Here is a 15,089-nt window from a genome sequence, read left to right on the forward strand (position 1 = left end):
GATCGTGCCCGCGCTTATCGTGGCCCTGCCGGGGCCAGTCTGACGGCGGCCTTCCTCGGCGCGCGGCGGGGCGGCAAGGTTGGTGCCCATGACGCAGATGACATTGGCGGTGATCACGGGCAGCGTCCGCGAAGGACGGTTCGGCCCCACGGTCACCCGGTGGTTCACGGAGCAGGCGAGCGCGCACGGGCTGTTCGGCCTGGACGTCATCGACCTGGCCGGCACTCCGCTGCCGGCCGAGCTGCCGTCCTCCTTCGAGGCGCTGGCCGACGTGGACGGGCGCGCTCCCGAGCTGCGGCGGCTGGCCGGGCGGCTGGCGGCGGCCGACGCGTTCGCCGTGGTGACACCCGAGTACAACCACAGCTTCCCCGCCTCGATCAAGCACGCCATCGACTGGCATCCGACGCAGTGGCAGGCCAAGCCCGTCGCGCTCGTCTCGTACGGCGGCTACGGCGGCGGGCTGCGCGCCGCGGAGCACCTGCGGCAGGTCTTCAACGAGATGCACGCGGTGACGATCCGCGACTGGATCAGCTTCGACCAGCACTGGACGCGCTTCGACGCCGACGGCCGGCTGACCCGCGACCCCGAGGGCGCGCAGGCCGCCGCCAAGGTGCTGCTCGACCGGCTCGGCTGGTGGAGCGGCGCGCTGCGCCAGGCCAGGCTGGCCGTTCCCTACCAGGCGGCGGCATGATGCGGTACCGGCTGCTGGGCCGTACGGGGCTGCGGGTCTCGGAGCTGTTCCTCGGCGCGATGACCTACCGCGAGGTCTCGCCCGAGGTGCGGCGCGTCTTCGACCTGTACGCCGAGTCGGGCGGCAACGTCGTGGACACGGCCTCGATGTACGGCGAGAGCGAGAGCGTGGTCGGCGAGCTCCTCCAGGGCCACCGTGACCGCTTCGTCCTGGCCACGAAGTACACGCCCACCCGTGACCGCACCGACCTCAACGCCGCCGGCAACCACCGCAAGAACCTCGTCCTGTCGCTGGAGCAGAGCCTGCGGCGGCTGCGTACCGACTACATCGACCTGTTCTGGGTGCACGTGTGGGACCGGCACACCCCGATCGAGGAGACGATGCGGGCGCTGGACGACGTGGTCCGGTCGGGGAAGGTGCTCTACGTGGGCATCTCCGACGCGCCGGCGTGGGTGGTGAGCCGGGCCGACATGCTGGCGGAGTGGCGGGGGTGGACGCCGTTCGCGGGGCTGCAGGTGCCGTACAGCCTGCTCAAGCGCGACATCGAGCGGGAGCTGCTGCCGATGGCGCGGGCGCTCGGCATCAGCGTGGCGGCGTGGGGGGTGCTCGCGCACGGCGTGCTGTCCGGCCGGTACGCCGAGCCGGGGGCGGCGGCCTCGCGCGTGTCCCCCGAGTCGATCAGCGAGCGGGACCGGGCCGGGGTCCGCGCCGTGCTGGAGGTGGCGGGCGAGCTGGGCGTCACGGCCTCGCAGGTCGCGATCGCCTGGGCGCTGCGGCGCGGCGTGCATCCGATCCTCGGGACGAGCAGCGCCGAGCAGCTCAAGGACAACCTGGGGGCCTCGGACGCGGCCAGGGCGCTGCCGGAGGAGGCGATGCGGCGGCTGGAGTCGGCGGTGGAGTTCGAGCTGGGCTTCCCCGGCGACTTCGTCGGCGAGGTGGACCGCAGCCCGGACATCTACGGCGACGCCCTCCCCCGCCTCGACGGCCGCTGACCCCGGCCCTCTCTGTCCCGCCCGGGGTCAGCAGAGGGCCATGGCCGTCTGCCACAGGCCCGGCAGTGCCGCGAGGACCCGGTCGCCGCGGCGCCGCCGGGCGGTGAACGTCTCCGCCCCCAGGTCGGCCAGCAGCTCGTGGAACTCGTCCGCGTACTCCGGGGAGAGCCCGGCCGCCGCCCGCTTGGCCAGGCATCGCGCGTACGTGGCCACCAGCCAGAAGACCGCCTCCCTGTGCAGGCCGCGCTCGATGAGCTCCATGCTGCCGTCGATCGCGGCCGGCCGGGCGGCGGGGGAGATGTCGGAGTCGAACCGGTAGCCGGGGGCCCGCACCGAGGCGGTCGCGTCGAACGCCTTGGCCAGCGCCGCCAGGTGCCGCCGTACCCGGCCGGCGTCGAGGCGGGCGCAGCCGAGCAGGTCGAGCAGGTGCTCGTGGAAGTCGAGCCGGCCGTGCTCGGCGAGCAGCTCGCGGACGGCCGCGTACCGGCGGCGGACGGTGGGGTTGCGCAACCCGGCCACGAGCAGCACGTGCGCGGTCACCCCCGTGCCGAACAGCCAGGCGGCGACCTGGTCGGGCAGCGGCGCGGACTCGTCCATGCCGTTGATCCACCCCCGCACCCGGTCCATGGCGTTGGTGCAGCGGGCGAGGATCCAGGGGCGTTCGGCGAAGTCGCGGGAGACGACCTGCTGGAGCTCGGTCAGCTGCCCGGACGGGTCGGCCAGCACGCACGGCAGGTGGAAGCTGCCCGCCAGGTGGTAGTCGCTCAGCACCTCGTGCGAGGAGCCGAGGGGAGCCGTGGAGGAGACCTCCAGCAGCACCCCCTTATACGGAAATTTCCCGATGTGCCCGATGCGATCGGCCGGCTCCGCGACCACCATGACGTCCACGTCGGACGTGGGCGCCAGCTCCTCCCCCGGGTCGGCCCACAACGCCGACCCGGTCAGGAACGCCCCGCGGAACCCGGGCAACCCGGCGCCCTCTTCCCGCACCCACTCCCGCGCGACCTGCCTGGCCTGCTCAATCCGCATCCACTTCCTCCCGATCGGGCCTCCGGCGCGAGCTCCTGAACAGCACGAACGCGCCCAGCACCACCAGCACCGCCAGCGCGCCCCAGATCCAGCCGGGAACCCCGGCCGGCTCCGCGGCCGCCGCGGAAGGCTGCGCCGCCCCCGTGCCGGGAGCCGCGCTGGACGGTGTGACCGCCGCCGAACCGGCGGGCGAGGCCGATGCCGATGCCGAAGATGATCCTTTCACGCTGAAGGGAATTTCGCCCTCAATGGGATGTCCGTCGGAGGAAACGACACGCCAGGCGATCACGTACGAGCCGGGCGCGGGCGGCTCCGGCACGTCGGCGGACACCAGCGGCCCGTCGAGCCGAGGCTTGCCGAGCGCGACCTCCTTGCCGGTGGCGTCGTGCAGCACGACGAACGGGAACTTCACGCTCGCGCTGTACTCGAGCTCGATCTCCTCGGCCGAGGAGACCTCCGCGTTCTTGGCCGGCGAGCTGCGCTTGAGCGTGTCGTGGGCAAAGGCGGGCGAAGCGGGCAGAGTGAGCAGCAGGGCGCAGGCGAGCGCGGCTGTTGCGGCCTTGCGGAAAAGTGCCATGACGGGTCTCCAGAATGATTGTCCGGACGACCGCGCCCGTGGCGCCGGACGTCCGGACACAGGCAAGGGCGAAGGGAACGGCGGGCGTCGAAGCCGCCCAGAAGGGCAACGGCACCGCCCGAAGGGCGACGGCGCCGCTCAACGGGCCACGACGCCGCTCGAAGGGCCCTGGTGATGCCGGCCGTAGCGCGACAGCGACGCCGGCAGGGCGTCAGTGACGCGCCGCCGAGGGTGGCCCTCGCCTGCTGATCGTGCCGGAGACCGTCCGGCCGGTGCCCGTGGGAGCGCCGGGCGTCAGCGGCCGCCACCTGAGGGGCGGCACCCCGGCCCCCTCCTCCACGGGAGCGGTGACGAGCAGCCGGACGGCCGGGCGCGGCGCCCCGTACAGGCGGATCATCAGCCACAGCGCGCTCTCACCGCGATGCAGCCACCACGCCGTCAGCCCCGCCAAAACGAGGTGGACCAGCACCATGCCGGGCGCGGGATGCCCATGCGCGGGATCGAGCGCAGGGCCGGGCGCGAGCCGTTCGAAGAGCTGGTGCAGCACCGTCTGGGTGAAGACGGTCGCGGCGAGCACGGCCGCGAGCCCGCGCTCGCGCCCGTCGATCAGGTACGCGAGACCGAGCGCGGCCAGCACCCCGGCCAGGTAGCCGCCGAACGGCACGAGACCCCCGCCGCCCAGCGCGTGCCCGCCCGCCGACACGGCGCCGCAGACCGTCGCGAACACGACGGCCCGCGACAGCCTCAGCCCCGCGGACGCCACCGGCGACACCACCGGGGACGCCGCTGCTGGCGCCCCCGACGCTGCCGGGCGCGGCGCGAAAGACGACGGGGTGGACACAGCCGACATCTTTTCACAAGGTTCCCGGCCCGCCGAGGTTCGAAGGGCGCGTGTGAGGGCAGCGGACTTCGATGGACATCGCCACGAGCGCCGGCCAGGACCTGGAACGAACGGTCCGCCGGGAGCTGATGGACGCGGGCTTCACCGTCGAGCCGTCGCTGATGTCCGCCGACGGCGGGCTCGGAGTCTGGCACGACCCCACACGCGGGGTGATCGTCACCTGGGGTACCTCAGCCGACCAGCTCGTCCGGCACGCGACCATCCGCTTCGCGGTCCTGCTCGCGCTGCGGACGGTCCTGGTCGAGGCGGGCCATCAGGTCAAGGAGGACTTCAACGGTCTGGAGCTGGTCGTCACGGCCTGACCTCGCGCAGCGGCCGGCCCACCTCGTGCAGGTGGCGCAGGGCCTGCCCCCATGACTCCAGCAGGCCGCACTCGACGTAGTCGACGCCGAGCGAGGCGCAGTAGTCGCGCACGATGGGCTGCGCCCTGCGCAGGTTCGCGGTGGGCATGCTGGGGAACAGGTGGTGCTCGATCTGGAAGTTCAGGCCGCCGAGCGCGGTGTTGACCAGGCGCCCGCCGCGCACGTTGCGGGAGGTGAGCACCTGCTTGCGCAGGAAGTCCAGCTCGTCCTCGGCGGTGAGCACCGGCATGCCCTTGTGGTTGGGCGCGAACGTGCAGCCGAGGTAGACGCCGTAGCAGGCCTGGTGCACGGCCAGGAACAGCAGCGCCATGGGCAGCGGCAGCACGACGAACACCGCCGCCAGGTACGCCACCACGTGCGCGGCCAGCAGCGCGCCCTCGATCCCCCGGTTCTTCAGCGACGGGCGGCGCAGCGCGCGGAAGCTCGACACCTTGAGGTTCACGCCTTCGAGCGTGAGCAGGGGGAAGAACAGGAACGCCTGCCAGCGCCCCATGAACCTGGGTAGCCCCCGGCTGGCCTCGGCCTGCCGCTGCGACCAGATGAGGACGTCGGGCGATACGTCGGGGTCGTGCTCCTCGTGGTTGGGGTTGGCGTGGTGGCGGGTGTGCTTGTCCATCCACCAGCCGTAGCTGAGCCCGACGGCCAGGTTGCCCACGATCAGCCCGGCGATCCTGCTGACGCGCCGGGAGCGGGAGATCTGCCCGTGCGCCAGGTCGTGGGCCAGCAGCGTGACCTGGGCGAAGGCCACCGCCATCAGCACCGCGACGCCGAGCTGCCACCAGGAGTCGCCGACCGCGGCGAACAGTGCCCACGTGCCTCCGAACAGGGCGGCCACCAGGCCGATCCGCATGGCGTAGTAGCCGGGCCGTTTGTCGAGCAGCCCGGCTTCGGCGATGCGCCGCGAGAGCCGAGCGAAGTCGCTCCCCCGTTGCGCTCCTCGCTGTTCCGGGGCCGGGTAGGAGGTCTCTGCCACAGTCACGTTTCGTCTCCGATGCCGAGGAGGGGATGATCCCTTCTCAGCATCGCGGGAAACGGCGGCCTCGCGAACCCCGCTGTCACCCTTCCTCGCGGTAGTGCACGCCCTACCAACCGCTGCCGCGGCGGGGTGGTGCACGCCCTACCGACCGCTGCCGCGCAGTGGCGTCCCCGCCGCCTGGGGGTCGGGCCGGCCCATCGCACTCAGCGTGGCACTGGACGACGGCTCTCACCTGGTGGGGAATGGCGGGCGGCGGGGGCGCCGGCTCAGGCGAGTTGCAGGGCGGGCATCGGCCCTGGCGCCGCGGCCTCGCCGTGGACGTGCAACTCCGGGCGGAAGGCCGCCAGGTACGCCTCGCGGTCGCGGAAGGTCGCGGCCAGCGCGTCACCGTAGTCGATGAGCTGCCGGTGGGCGTGCCTGCGCGGCTCGTACCGGGCGTGGAGCAGCCGGTCGAGCAGCGTCACGTCGTCGCCTGCCGCGCAGATGACGTCCGCCAGGATCTCGGCGTCGTGCAGCGTGTAGCTCATGCCCATGCCGGTCATCGGGTGGCAGGCGAAGGCCGCCGAGCCGAGCAGGGCGGCGTTGCCCTTGTGGTACGCCTCCACGCGCAGCGACGACACCTTGATCCGCTGCCAGGTGGCGGGCTGCAGGAAGTTGAACGCGTCCGAGCTCTCGGTCACGAACTTCTTCAGCTCGTCGAGCAGCGCGGGGATGCCGTCCTGGAAGATCTCCTTGTCGTCCTCGGGCGGTAGGCCGACGAACACGCGGGCCTCGTCCCTGTTGATCGGATAGAGGTAGGTGAGCCAGCCCTCGGAGCTGAAGTAGAGCCGGTTGAGCTGGGCGACGCTGGCGCTCAGCGGAACGGTCGCCACCCTCATGAGCAGCCGCTCGTACGGCACCGTCCGCTGCTCGATGCCCAGCGCCTGGCGCACGGCGGACTTGGTGCCGTCGGCGCCGATCACCACCCCGGCCCGCAACCGCCGCCCGTCGTGGAGCATGAGCTCGTCAACGCGGTCCTCGCCCACCGCGATGTCGGCGATGCTGGCGTCGAACCAGAACTCGACGCCCTGCATCGCGCAGGAGGTGTAGATGAGCTCGACCAGTTCCCGGTAGGGACGGATGAGGAAGCCGCCGTCGGGGAAGCGGCACTCCTTGATGGGGTCGCCGTCGTGGTAGTAGCGGATGATGTCGCGTCGCAGGCCATGGCGTTCGACGAGGTCGGTCAGCCCGTGCCGGGCCAGCACCCGCAAGCCGGGGGGCTTGAGGAAGTCGGCGCCCGCGCTCGGGACGGAGGGTCCCTGCTCGATGACGACGACGTGCAGGCCGCGGCGGCCCAGCAGCAAGGCCAGGAAGCAGCCGCCGAGCCCGGCGCCGACGATGGCTACGTCGCAGGATGTGGTTGCCATGACGAGAGCCCTTCTGAATGGTTGAACTAGTTCGTGTGCCCGCGGGTGCCGGCGAGGGGGCCGGGTTCGGCCGTTCGCGGCCGCGGGACCGGGTCCATGTAGGGGTCTGCGGGGGGTGTGCGGGTCTCGACTGGCAGCAGCGCGTCGGCCTCCGCCGCCACGGTGGCGAGGGTCATGCGCAGCTCGAGCAGCAGCCGGCGGGGCACCTTGACCATGACGTCGTCCGGGTCCGGCCGCAGCCGGGTGATCTTGGTCAGGGCCAGCGCTCCGATCAGCACAGAGATGGCCACGCACAGGGCGAGTGCGCCGGCCAGGCCCGCGAAGGGGCCGGTCATGAACGGGTGGTCGATCACGACGGACACGACGGCGATGCCGACGGCGCCGCCGACCATGCGGGCCATGGTGGCCGCGCCGACGGCGGAGGCGTACTGGTGGGGGCGGGCGGCCAGGGTGGTGGCGACGGAGGTGCCGGGCGCGAGCGCGCCGACCCCCACGCCGACCACGACGCTGGCGACCAGGCCCCACACGGTGGGTCCCGCCTGCGTCAGCACGAGCACGCAGGCGCCGCCGCACAGCAGCGAGCCGGCGTAGATGAGGCCGTACGCGCCGACCCGCTTGACGATCTTTCCGGCCAGGAAGCTCGTCACGACGACGGCCACCGACGTGGGGGTCAGCCACATGGCCACTTCGAGCATGGGGTAGCCGAGGTGCAGCAGGTACAGCGGCTGCACGGTGAGCAGCCCGTACGACAGCGCGCCGAACCCCCAGGTGGCCAGCCAGCCCCAGACGAACCGGGGCCGCCGCCACAGGGCCAGGTCGATCGCGGGCAGGCGGTGGTGCCTGGCCTGCGCGAACGCGCCGCCGAGCAGGGCCAGCGCGGCCAGCGCGAGCCACACCACGTCCATGCCCCAGGCCATGGCCTTGGAGATGGCCAGGACCACGACGGCGATGCCGGCTGCCAGCAGCCAGGCGCCGAGCACGTCCGGCATGCCCTTGGCGGGGGTGCGCCGGCCGGACGGGAGCGCCACGCAGGCGACGAGCAGCGCCACGCCCATGATGACGTCGGGGACGAACAGGGCCCGCCAGCCGACGGTGGCGGCCAGCCAGCCGCCGCCCGCCTGCATGAGCAGGCAGCCCAGCCCGGAGGCGGAGCTCCACAGTGCGATCGCGCCGCGGCGCTGCGACTCCGGCAGCTCGCCGAGCAGCAGCCCGAGGCTGGCCGGGATCATCGCCGCGGCTCCGGCGCCCTGGACGGCCCGCGCGGCCAGCACGTACGACCACGGCTCCACGGTGACGGTGGCGATGCCGCCCAGCACGAACACCACGAGTCCGACCGCGAGCACGCGGCGGCGGCCGAACAGGTCGGCCCAGCGGCCGGCGGTGGCCAGCAGGGCGGCGATCGGGATGAACGCGGCGCTGGTCAGCCAGACCAGGTCGCCCAGCGGCATGGCGGCGCCGGCGGGCGTGTACCGCAGCACCCCCACTGCCAGGGTGGTGGCCGTGGTGTCGGCCATCACCGTCAACATGACACCCGCACCGACCAGGCGCAGCATCACACCGTGACGCCGGTCCGCGCCGGTCGTGCCCGTCCCCCGGACGGCCGCTGGTGACGAACGCACGTGTCCTCCTATGTGAGCTATGTGAGCGTCGGCTCGTCTCCGCTCCGCGCACACTCCGGCGGTGCGAGGGGCGGAGCTGACGTGAGTCTCCGAGGTAACGGGGTCAGGCGCCGTAGCGGCCGGGCGAGATCATGCCGTCCGGGTCGAGCGCCGTCTTGAGCCTGTGCAGCATGCCGAGGCCGGCGGTGCTGGTCTCGGACCAGACGTCGGCGGCGGCGTGATCGATGTCGGAACGGTAGATGGCGCAGCCGTGCCCGCGCAGCACGCAGTTGCCGTCGTTGCGGAGCTGGTGGGCGCGGTAGGGGGCGTCGGGCGCGCCGCGTTCGAAGAAGATCTGGATGACGCCGTTGGCCAGGTGCTTGCCGACCAGGTTCCACTCCACCATGAGGGCGGTGGTGTGGCGGTTCACGGCGGTCTGCATGGCGGCGAGGATCTGGTCGGTCCTGCGGGCGTGCATGGGCATCAGCGGCAGCAGCGCCAGGAAGCCCATCGCGCCCTCGTCGATCCGGTCGCACGACGTCACGCCGAGCGCGTTGTGCACGCCGCGGCAGGTGGGGATGCCCTGGGCCATGAGCGCCCGGGGGTAGAGCGGGTCGTCGGGGCCGACCTCGGCCGCGTCCACCACGCGCAGCGCCTCGGCGCCCTCGACCTCGATGAGCGCCTTGCGCAGCAGCTCCTCGGCCAGCTCGACCGTGGCGTCGCTGCCCATGAGCGGCCCGAGGATGGTGAACAGGCTCGGGTCCACGCCGGCGGGCAGCATCCAGTCGCCGTGGTCGGGCACGAGCGACAGCTCGCGCACGCGCAGCAGCCCGTCGGCCGGGTTGCCGCGGCGCAGGAAGTCGGTGACCGCGCCGAGCGCCACGCCGACCTGGTCGCGCGGGATCCGGCCGTGCACCAGCCCGATGGTCTCCGGGCGCGGCACCAGCGACACGGCCATGGCGGTGACGATGCCCAGGTTGTGCTGCACGAACGTCTGCGTCAGGTCGGGCCCGGCGACCCGCCCGTGATAGCGCCCCGCCGGGTCCAGCCCGCCGGTGGTGACCACGCTGCCGTCGGCCAGCACGGCCTCCAGCCCCGCCACGTCGTGGACGCGGGAGCGGACGCAGCCATCGCCGCGGTCGAGGGCGTTGCCGACGACCGAGGTGTCGGCGCACGAGGCGGTGACGTTCAGCATCCACGGGGTGTCGCGCAGCACCGCGGCGAGCTGCCGCTGGGTGACGCCCGGCTCGACGACCGCGAAGCCGGCCTCCAGGTCGAGGCCGCGGATGCGGTTCATGCCGCCGAGGTCCACGACCACGTTGTCGTCGGTGACCGGCATGGCCGAGCCCATGCCCCAGTTCCTGCCCGTGCTGATCGGGTAGAGGCGGCGGCGGCCGGCCATGGCCTGCCGTACGAGTGTGCGGACCTCGTCCAGGCTGCGTGGCGTCTCGACGCCCGCCACGGAACGCGGCTGGTGGCCCCCGACGTCACGCGACCTCAGCTCCGGTCGCGATAGTCCTTGCATGACTCTCCTCAAGGGGTGAGATTCGCTCTTCTGGCTCCCTGCGTCGGAGCCGCTGTGGGGGCACACGTCAGACGGTGTGCTGGAGCAGGTCGTCGATCGAGCCGATGGCCTGGTTGGACAGCTCCCTGATGCCGAGCAGGCGCTGCTCGACGTGGACGTTCTCCTCCGGGGGCGCCTCGGGGAGCGGGGCGGTGCCGGGGAAGTCGAGCGTGCCGCGGGGGGCGGTCTGCGCGGGCACCTCGTGCAGGCTGTACGGGTGGCGCCGGACGTGGTCGGTGTGCTCGCGACGGGAGCGGGCGGGCAGGTGCGGGGGGGTTCGCATGGAGCTCTCCTACCGGGCTCGAACGGGGTTTTCCTGGCGACCGCTCGCCGTTGAGCGGCTGGTGGTCAGCGCGCGCCCTCCTCGGTCTCCTCGAAGCCGGGGTAGCCGGCCCGTGGAGCGACGGCCGCGGGGGTGGCCGCAGGGGTGATTCGTGGCACGCCGTGGTTGATGACGCTCGCGGCGATGCGGCGCTCCGCCAGCCCCATGTGGGGACGGCCTGCACCGGTGGAGCCCGGCCGGGCGCCGGCCGAGCCTGTGATCATGGAGCTGGCGTGCACCCAGCGGCGCGACTCCGCCAGTACCTCACGCTGCGCGCGGCCCAGGTCCGAGTGCCGCGCGTAGTGCTCGCAGACGGCCCGCGCCAGCACCCGTGCCATCACGAGGTGCTCCTGGCAGGCGCCCGCGATCTTCGCTTCCAGGCCGGCGACCTGGGCGAGGAGCAGTTGCAGGTGCGGCAGGGCCGAGCTGCGCTCGAACCCGTCGATCTCGGCCAGCCGCTCCGGCCAGCGCAGCCGGCGCTCGATCGAGGCGCACACGGCGCTCACCACCTGGGCGGCGGGCTCGTCGTCCGGAGCGCGGCCGTCGAGCTGGACGGCGCGCTGTGCGGTCGGCTCGAAGTCGGTGAGCCGGCGCAGCCCGCTCTGCAGCAGGCGGATCCGGTTGTGCAGGCACGCGGCGCTCCAGCCGAGCACCAGCAGGCGGTCGGCGTCCGCCTCGCAGTGCCAGCCGACCAGCGCCACCTCGCGGGCCATGCGGTGGTGCAGCACCCATGACTCCTGCTCGCCCACCGGCACCGGCGTGTCGATCCATACTTGCAGGCCGCCGGGGGGCAGCTCCGCGACCCCGACGTCCATGCCCTCGGGCGCGACCCTGGCACAGATCCGCCGTACGACGCGTTGCTGGGCGGCTGCCTCCGGCGCCATGGGCGCCGGGCCTGGCAGCACGCGTTCCTGGGCCACTCTCGCCCTCGGCTCGATGCTCATCTGGGCCACCTCCTGACCCGACCTACGTAAATTGACACTTAATAGTGCCGTCCCGATCGTCGTTATGCGGGGGTTTCCTGTCAACTGCCACTTAACCGAGATGGCATGGATCACCGGCCGCCCGAGAAGGTCGAGTCGTGAACCCACGACTTCCCGCAGGTGAATACGCGGTTACGGGGCGTGGATGATCTAGAGTCCGTACGGTGCGGCAGATCGCGGACGACGGGCGAGGAGCGGGCCGATGGCGGTGACCAGAGCCATGGTCGCGGCCCTGTCGGTGGCCGCCGGGCTGCCCGCCTACCACGGCCCGGCGCAGGCCGGGGGCGGTTACTGCGTGCTACCTGATCGCCCCATTCAGTCCGGCCCTTACCTCGTGGCCACTGCTTCCTTCCTAGACTGGATTCATCCCAATCCGCCGCCGGCCGAGCCCGAGCCGGAGGGCGCGGAGCGGCTCGACTTCGCCGGGTTCCCGAACGTGTCGGCCCTCGACGTGACCGGCCCCCGCGGCCGTCCCGAGACGAAGGTGATCGCCACCTTCACCACGAACGTGGACAAGGTCGTCACCCTCACCAACGCCGCCGCCGTCTCGGAGGACGGCGGGCGCACCTTCGGCCCGGCCGGCCAGACGCCACTGCGGGAGTCGCCGATCGAGCTGCACGACGGCCGGTTCTTCGCCACGGAGTACTACCTGGCCAGGACAGGCCCGCACACGGCGCTCCTGGGCGTGCTCACCTCGTCCGCGCTGGAGGACGGCGAGAGCTGGCTGCGCTCGGAGGCCGTCCTGACCACGCCCGGCGACCTGCTGCCCGGCGGGGCCGCGCACGGGGCGCCGATCCAGCTCGCCGACGGGACGATCCTGATCACGGCGTACGCGCGCTACAGCGGCACCGGGGCGTACCAGTCGGAGGTGTACGCCAGCCGCGACGGCGGGCGCACGTTCGAGCGGCGCGGGGTGATCGCCGAGCCCGAGCCCGGGTTCGCCTACAACGAGGCGGCGATCGAGCAGGCGGTGGACGGCAGCCTGGTGGCGGTGCTGCGCCGCGACGGCGGCAGGTACTCCACGCTGCACCAGAGCCGTTCCACCGACGGCGGGCACACCTGGGAGCCCGTGCGGGAGCTGCGCCTGGCCGGCTACGACTGCGTGGTGCGCGGGGTGGCGCCCCGGCTGCTGCTGATGCCCGGCGGCGCGCTCGTGCTGAGCGCGGGGCGCCCGGACAACTGGCTCACGGTCTCGCCCGACGGCCTCGGTCGGGAATGGCTGGAGCCGCGGGTGACCTACCACAACCGCGACGGCATCGTGGACGTGCGCGGCTCCTCCGGCTACACCGGGCTGGCCGCCGTCGGGCCGCACCGGTTCATCCAGGTGTTCGACAACTGCAAGCTGGCCGGGGTGCGGCCGGACGGGCTGCTCGACGAGACGGCGTGCCCGGCCCACGGGCGGTTCGAGTACGGCGGCCGGTACGCGGTCAAGCGCCTGCTGTTCGACGTCGCCACCCCCGGCGTCCGCCTGGACCTGGCCGCGCTGCGCCGCCGCGGCGCCCTGCGCGTCTCCACCGACATGCGCTGGACGAGCCCCCGGCGGCCGAGGACGCGTCCCGGCGGCGCGCTGGACGGCAGCACGGGCTACTGGTCGAGCGCCGTCGCCCGGGGCAGCGGCCACTACGTGCTGCACCTGGACCGGCCTTACCCGCTGGCCAGGATCGGCCTGAGCCTGCGTCCCGGGCATCCGGCGAGCGCGCGCGTGTACGTGTCGGGAAACGGGCGCTCCTGGGGCGAGCCGGTCGTGACGATCAAGGACAGGATCGACCACGCGCTGCGCTACGACGAGATCGGCCGCACCGCCCGGCACGTCAAGATCGTCACCGAGCCCTCGGCGGGTTGCGATCCGGAAATAGGCCGCGAGTGCGCCGTGCTGAACGAGGTCGAGCTCTATTCATGAATGCCCCTGGCGGCCCGGACGGCAAAGTTTTCTGCCAGTCGGGGAACGCGGTCAGGCCGGGGAAATTCGAATACGCCCGCGGGGGCCCGATCCGGTGCCCCCGCGTGACTCCTGCGAACCCTTACCGCCCCGGCGGCATGTCGCCGCGACGGCCGTAGGGCATGTCCTTGTCGTCCCTGTTCATGTCCTCCTCGTCGATCTCCACCCGCTCCTTGCGGATCTTGCCCTCGACGATCTCCTCGTGCTGGACGTCCTGCTTGCGCACGTGGATGCGCTCGACCGGCTTGGTCTCCTTGCCGACGACGGCGCGCTCCTCGTGCAGGATCATCTCGCGGTCCTCGGCCTGGATCTCGTGCGTGCCGGTGGTCTGGCCGTCGCGGATGGGCTCGCGCTCGACCACGACCTCCTCGTGCGAGAGCGGGATCGTCTGCTGGACGTCCTCGGTCTCGACGTACTTGTGCAGGCGTACGCGGCCCGTCTCCCTGCTCTCCTTGCCGACGTGCAGCTGCTCCTCCGACCGGGTCATCTCGATGTCGCGCTCGTCGGTGACGCCGCCCATCCCGCCGGCCATGCCGGCACGTTCGCCGGTCAGCCCGGCCCGCTCACCGGCCATGCCGGTGCGCTCGCCGGCCAGGCCGGTGGGCTCGCCGATCAGGCCCTCCCGCTCACCCGTGACCGGGCCCCGCGTACGGGCCTCGCCGGCGCGCTGGCGCGGGATGTCGGTCGGCTGCATGCCGTAGTAGCGGTAGAGGTCGGCCTCCTCCTTCAGGGACAGGCGGTCGTCCACGTCGATGTTCGGCGCGCCCTTGATCATCTCCTTGTCGAAGGGGACCCGGATCTCGTCGCCCGAGCGGCGGGAGTTGGCCAGCGGGACGAAGGTCTGCTTCATCCCGAAGAACCCCGTGCGTACGGTCACCCACTCCGGCTCGCCCGAGCGATCGTTGAGGTAGATCTGGCCCACCTTCCCGATCGACTGTCCGTCCGACCCCACCACATGGCATTCGAGTAGGTGGCGGATCTCTGTTTGCATAGCCACGACGATCCCCCCGATGTGTCCGTCCTGGTTCAAAAGGGACAAATACCCTAAATCGCCACATAACCACACACGGGTAGGGAACGTTTCGCTCTATTTCCTGGAAACGGCTGGGGATCTGCCTGGCCGGCGGATCAGCTCTCCTGAGCTTTCTCCAGGGCGTCCAGATGTTGCTGCAAGGACTGCTGAGCCGTGCCGGCCAGCGCCTTCACCGTCTGGTTGGAGCCCTTGGAGACCTCGGTCCTGGTGGCCGCCAGCGCCTCCTTGTGCGCCTTGATCATGCCGGACAGGAAGTCCTGGTCGAAGTCCTGCCCCGTGGAGTGGCGCAGCCGCACCACCTCGGCCCGCTGCGCCTTGGACGGGGAGGTGGGCAGCTCGATGCCGAGCTGCGTGGCCGCCTGGGTGACCTTGGACCCCAGCTTGGTGTGGTCCTGGACGAGCATCTTGCCGACGGCCTTGACCTGCTTGGTGGTGCCCTTGCCCATCGCCAGCCGGCCCGCCTGCACCTCGGACAGGTTGCCCTGGTGGATGGTCCGCATCCAGGTCTTGTCCTGCTCGGACGGCTGGGTGTCGGTCCGCGCGGGCACCGCCGCGGTGTTCGGCGCCACGTCGGCGGCGCAACCGGTGAGAACGGCCAGCGTCGCGGCGGCCAGCGGCAGGGTCAGACTCGTGCGCATGAGGATTCCTAGGACAAGGTGATACGACTCCGATACAGAGAGTAACCATCATGGAGCCGATGACCTGGCATTCGCCCT

General features: G+C 72.2%; 15 protein-coding genes. 4 read left to right on the forward strand and 11 right to left on the reverse strand.

Translation table 11 applies throughout. The annotated features are described in order from the left end of the window. The first annotated feature begins 88 nt into the window (after positions 1-88). Positions 89-691 carry an NAD(P)H-dependent oxidoreductase gene (locus ACBJ32_RS08160; RefSeq protein WP_357882862.1) on the forward strand — a complete coding sequence of 201 codons (603 nt, stop codon included), beginning with the start codon at positions 89-91 and terminating at the stop codon, positions 689-691. Continuing rightward, positions 691-1,683, forward strand: a complete 993-nt coding sequence (locus ACBJ32_RS08165) for an aldo/keto reductase (protein ID WP_375126938.1) — start codon at positions 691-693, stop codon at positions 1,681-1,683. The genes ACBJ32_RS08160 and ACBJ32_RS08165 overlap by 1 nt, the downstream gene beginning before the upstream one ends. Positions 1,684-1,710: 27 nt before the next feature. On the opposite strand, the gene ACBJ32_RS08170 is transcribed toward ACBJ32_RS08165, so the two are convergent. The 3 genes from ACBJ32_RS08170 to ACBJ32_RS08180 all read right to left on the reverse strand — a co-directional run bounded on the left by ACBJ32_RS08170 (position 1,711) and on the right by ACBJ32_RS08180 (position 4,052). Continuing rightward, positions 1,711-2,712, reverse strand: a complete 1,002-nt coding sequence (locus ACBJ32_RS08170) for a hypothetical protein (protein WP_375126195.1) — start codon at positions 2,710-2,712, stop codon at positions 1,711-1,713. Continuing rightward, positions 2,702-3,289 carry a copper resistance protein CopC gene (locus tag ACBJ32_RS08175; protein ID WP_375126196.1) on the reverse strand — a complete coding sequence of 196 codons (588 nt, stop codon included), beginning with the start codon at positions 3,287-3,289 and terminating at the stop codon, positions 2,702-2,704. The genes ACBJ32_RS08170 and ACBJ32_RS08175 overlap by 11 nt, the downstream gene beginning before the upstream one ends. A gap of 211 nt (positions 3,290-3,500) precedes the next feature. Further along, positions 3,501-4,052, reverse strand: a complete 552-nt coding sequence (locus tag ACBJ32_RS08180) for a hypothetical protein (RefSeq protein ID WP_375126197.1) — start codon at positions 4,050-4,052, stop codon at positions 3,501-3,503. 149 nt (positions 4,053-4,201) lie between these two features. On the opposite strand from ACBJ32_RS08180, the gene ACBJ32_RS08185 reads away from it, so the two are divergent. Further along, positions 4,202-4,492: a hypothetical protein gene (locus ACBJ32_RS08185; RefSeq protein ID WP_375126198.1), complete on the forward strand. Its 291-nt coding sequence runs from the start codon at positions 4,202-4,204 to the stop codon at positions 4,490-4,492. On the opposite strand, the gene ACBJ32_RS08190 is transcribed toward ACBJ32_RS08185, so the two are convergent. From ACBJ32_RS08190 to ACBJ32_RS08215, 6 genes are all read right to left on the reverse strand, one after another. Next, a complete protein-coding gene (locus tag ACBJ32_RS08190; RefSeq protein ID WP_375126199.1) occupies positions 4,482-5,531 on the reverse strand; it encodes a fatty acid desaturase family protein in 1,050 nt (349 codons plus the stop codon). The two genes, ACBJ32_RS08185 and ACBJ32_RS08190, sit on opposite strands and share 11 nt — an antisense overlap. Positions 5,532-5,794: 263 nt before the next feature. Then, positions 5,795-6,934 (reverse strand): FAD-dependent monooxygenase, encoded by a 1,140-nt coding sequence (locus ACBJ32_RS08195; RefSeq protein ID WP_375126200.1) that lies wholly within the window; start codon positions 6,932-6,934, stop codon positions 5,795-5,797. 26 nt (positions 6,935-6,960) lie between these two features. Continuing rightward, positions 6,961-8,553: an MFS transporter gene (locus ACBJ32_RS08200; protein ID WP_375126201.1), complete on the reverse strand. Its 1,593-nt coding sequence runs from the start codon at positions 8,551-8,553 to the stop codon at positions 6,961-6,963. A gap of 103 nt (positions 8,554-8,656) precedes the next feature. After that, complete coding sequence (locus ACBJ32_RS08205; protein ID WP_375126202.1) at positions 8,657-10,057, reverse strand: FAD-binding oxidoreductase; 1,401 nt, start codon at positions 10,055-10,057, stop codon at positions 8,657-8,659. A gap of 67 nt (positions 10,058-10,124) precedes the next feature. Next, complete coding sequence (locus tag ACBJ32_RS08210; protein ID WP_357882890.1) at positions 10,125-10,379, reverse strand: hypothetical protein; 255 nt, start codon at positions 10,377-10,379, stop codon at positions 10,125-10,127. Positions 10,380-10,444: 65 nt separating this feature from the next. After that, positions 10,445-11,362 (reverse strand): hypothetical protein, encoded by a 918-nt coding sequence (locus ACBJ32_RS08215; protein WP_375126203.1) that lies wholly within the window; start codon positions 11,360-11,362, stop codon positions 10,445-10,447. A 241-nt stretch (positions 11,363-11,603) separates the two neighbouring features. On the opposite strand from ACBJ32_RS08215, the gene ACBJ32_RS08220 reads away from it, so the two are divergent. After that, on the forward strand, positions 11,604-13,301 hold the full coding sequence (locus ACBJ32_RS08220) for an exo-alpha-sialidase (RefSeq protein WP_375126204.1): 1,698 nt from the start codon (positions 11,604-11,606) through the stop codon (positions 13,299-13,301). A 121-nt stretch (positions 13,302-13,422) separates the two neighbouring features. Here ACBJ32_RS08220 and ACBJ32_RS08225 read toward each other — a convergent pair whose 3' ends face one another. Both ACBJ32_RS08225 and ACBJ32_RS08230 read right to left on the reverse strand, forming a co-directional pair. Next, positions 13,423-14,331, reverse strand: a complete 909-nt coding sequence (locus ACBJ32_RS08225; protein WP_375126205.1) for a DUF2382 domain-containing protein — start codon at positions 14,329-14,331, stop codon at positions 13,423-13,425. A gap of 137 nt (positions 14,332-14,468) precedes the next feature. Further along, positions 14,469-15,011, reverse strand: a complete 543-nt coding sequence (locus ACBJ32_RS08230; protein ID WP_357882902.1) for a DUF4142 domain-containing protein — start codon at positions 15,009-15,011, stop codon at positions 14,469-14,471. Between the last annotated feature and the right edge of the window lie 78 nt (positions 15,012-15,089).

This window comes from Nonomuraea sp. GTA35, assembly GCF_041950525.1.
Taxonomy (GTDB): Bacteria; Actinomycetota; Actinomycetes; order Streptosporangiales; family Streptosporangiaceae; genus Nonomuraea.

Excerpts from the sequence above, each read along its gene's own strand:
- ACBJ32_RS08160 (WP_357882862.1), top strand. The coding sequence starts at position 89 with ATGACGCAGATGACATTGGCGGTGATCACGGGCAGCGTCCGCGAAGGA.
- ACBJ32_RS08165 (WP_375126938.1), top strand. The coding sequence starts at position 691 with ATGCGGTACCGGCTGCTGGGCCGTACGGGGCTGCGGGTCTCGGAGCTG.
- ACBJ32_RS08170 (WP_375126195.1), bottom strand. The coding sequence starts at position 2,712 with ATGCGGATTGAGCAGGCCAGGCAGGTCGCGCGGGAGTGGGTGCGGGAA.
- ACBJ32_RS08175 (WP_375126196.1), bottom strand. The coding sequence starts at position 3,289 with ATGGCACTTTTCCGCAAGGCCGCAACAGCCGCGCTCGCCTGCGCCCTG.
- ACBJ32_RS08185 (WP_375126198.1), top strand. The coding sequence starts at position 4,202 with ATGGACATCGCCACGAGCGCCGGCCAGGACCTGGAACGAACGGTCCGC.
- ACBJ32_RS08195 (WP_375126200.1), bottom strand. The coding sequence starts at position 6,934 with ATGGCAACCACATCCTGCGACGTAGCCATCGTCGGCGCCGGGCTCGGC.
- ACBJ32_RS08205 (WP_375126202.1), bottom strand. The coding sequence starts at position 10,057 with ATGCAAGGACTATCGCGACCGGAGCTGAGGTCGCGTGACGTCGGGGGC.
- ACBJ32_RS08210 (WP_357882890.1), bottom strand. The coding sequence starts at position 10,379 with ATGCGAACCCCCCCGCACCTGCCCGCCCGCTCCCGTCGCGAGCACACC.
- ACBJ32_RS08215 (WP_375126203.1), bottom strand. The coding sequence starts at position 11,362 with ATGAGCATCGAGCCGAGGGCGAGAGTGGCCCAGGAACGCGTGCTGCCA.
- ACBJ32_RS08220 (WP_375126204.1), top strand. The coding sequence starts at position 11,604 with ATGGCGGTGACCAGAGCCATGGTCGCGGCCCTGTCGGTGGCCGCCGGG.
- ACBJ32_RS08225 (WP_375126205.1), bottom strand. The coding sequence starts at position 14,331 with ATGCAAACAGAGATCCGCCACCTACTCGAATGCCATGTGGTGGGGTCG.
- ACBJ32_RS08230 (WP_357882902.1), bottom strand. The coding sequence starts at position 15,011 with ATGCGCACGAGTCTGACCCTGCCGCTGGCCGCCGCGACGCTGGCCGTT.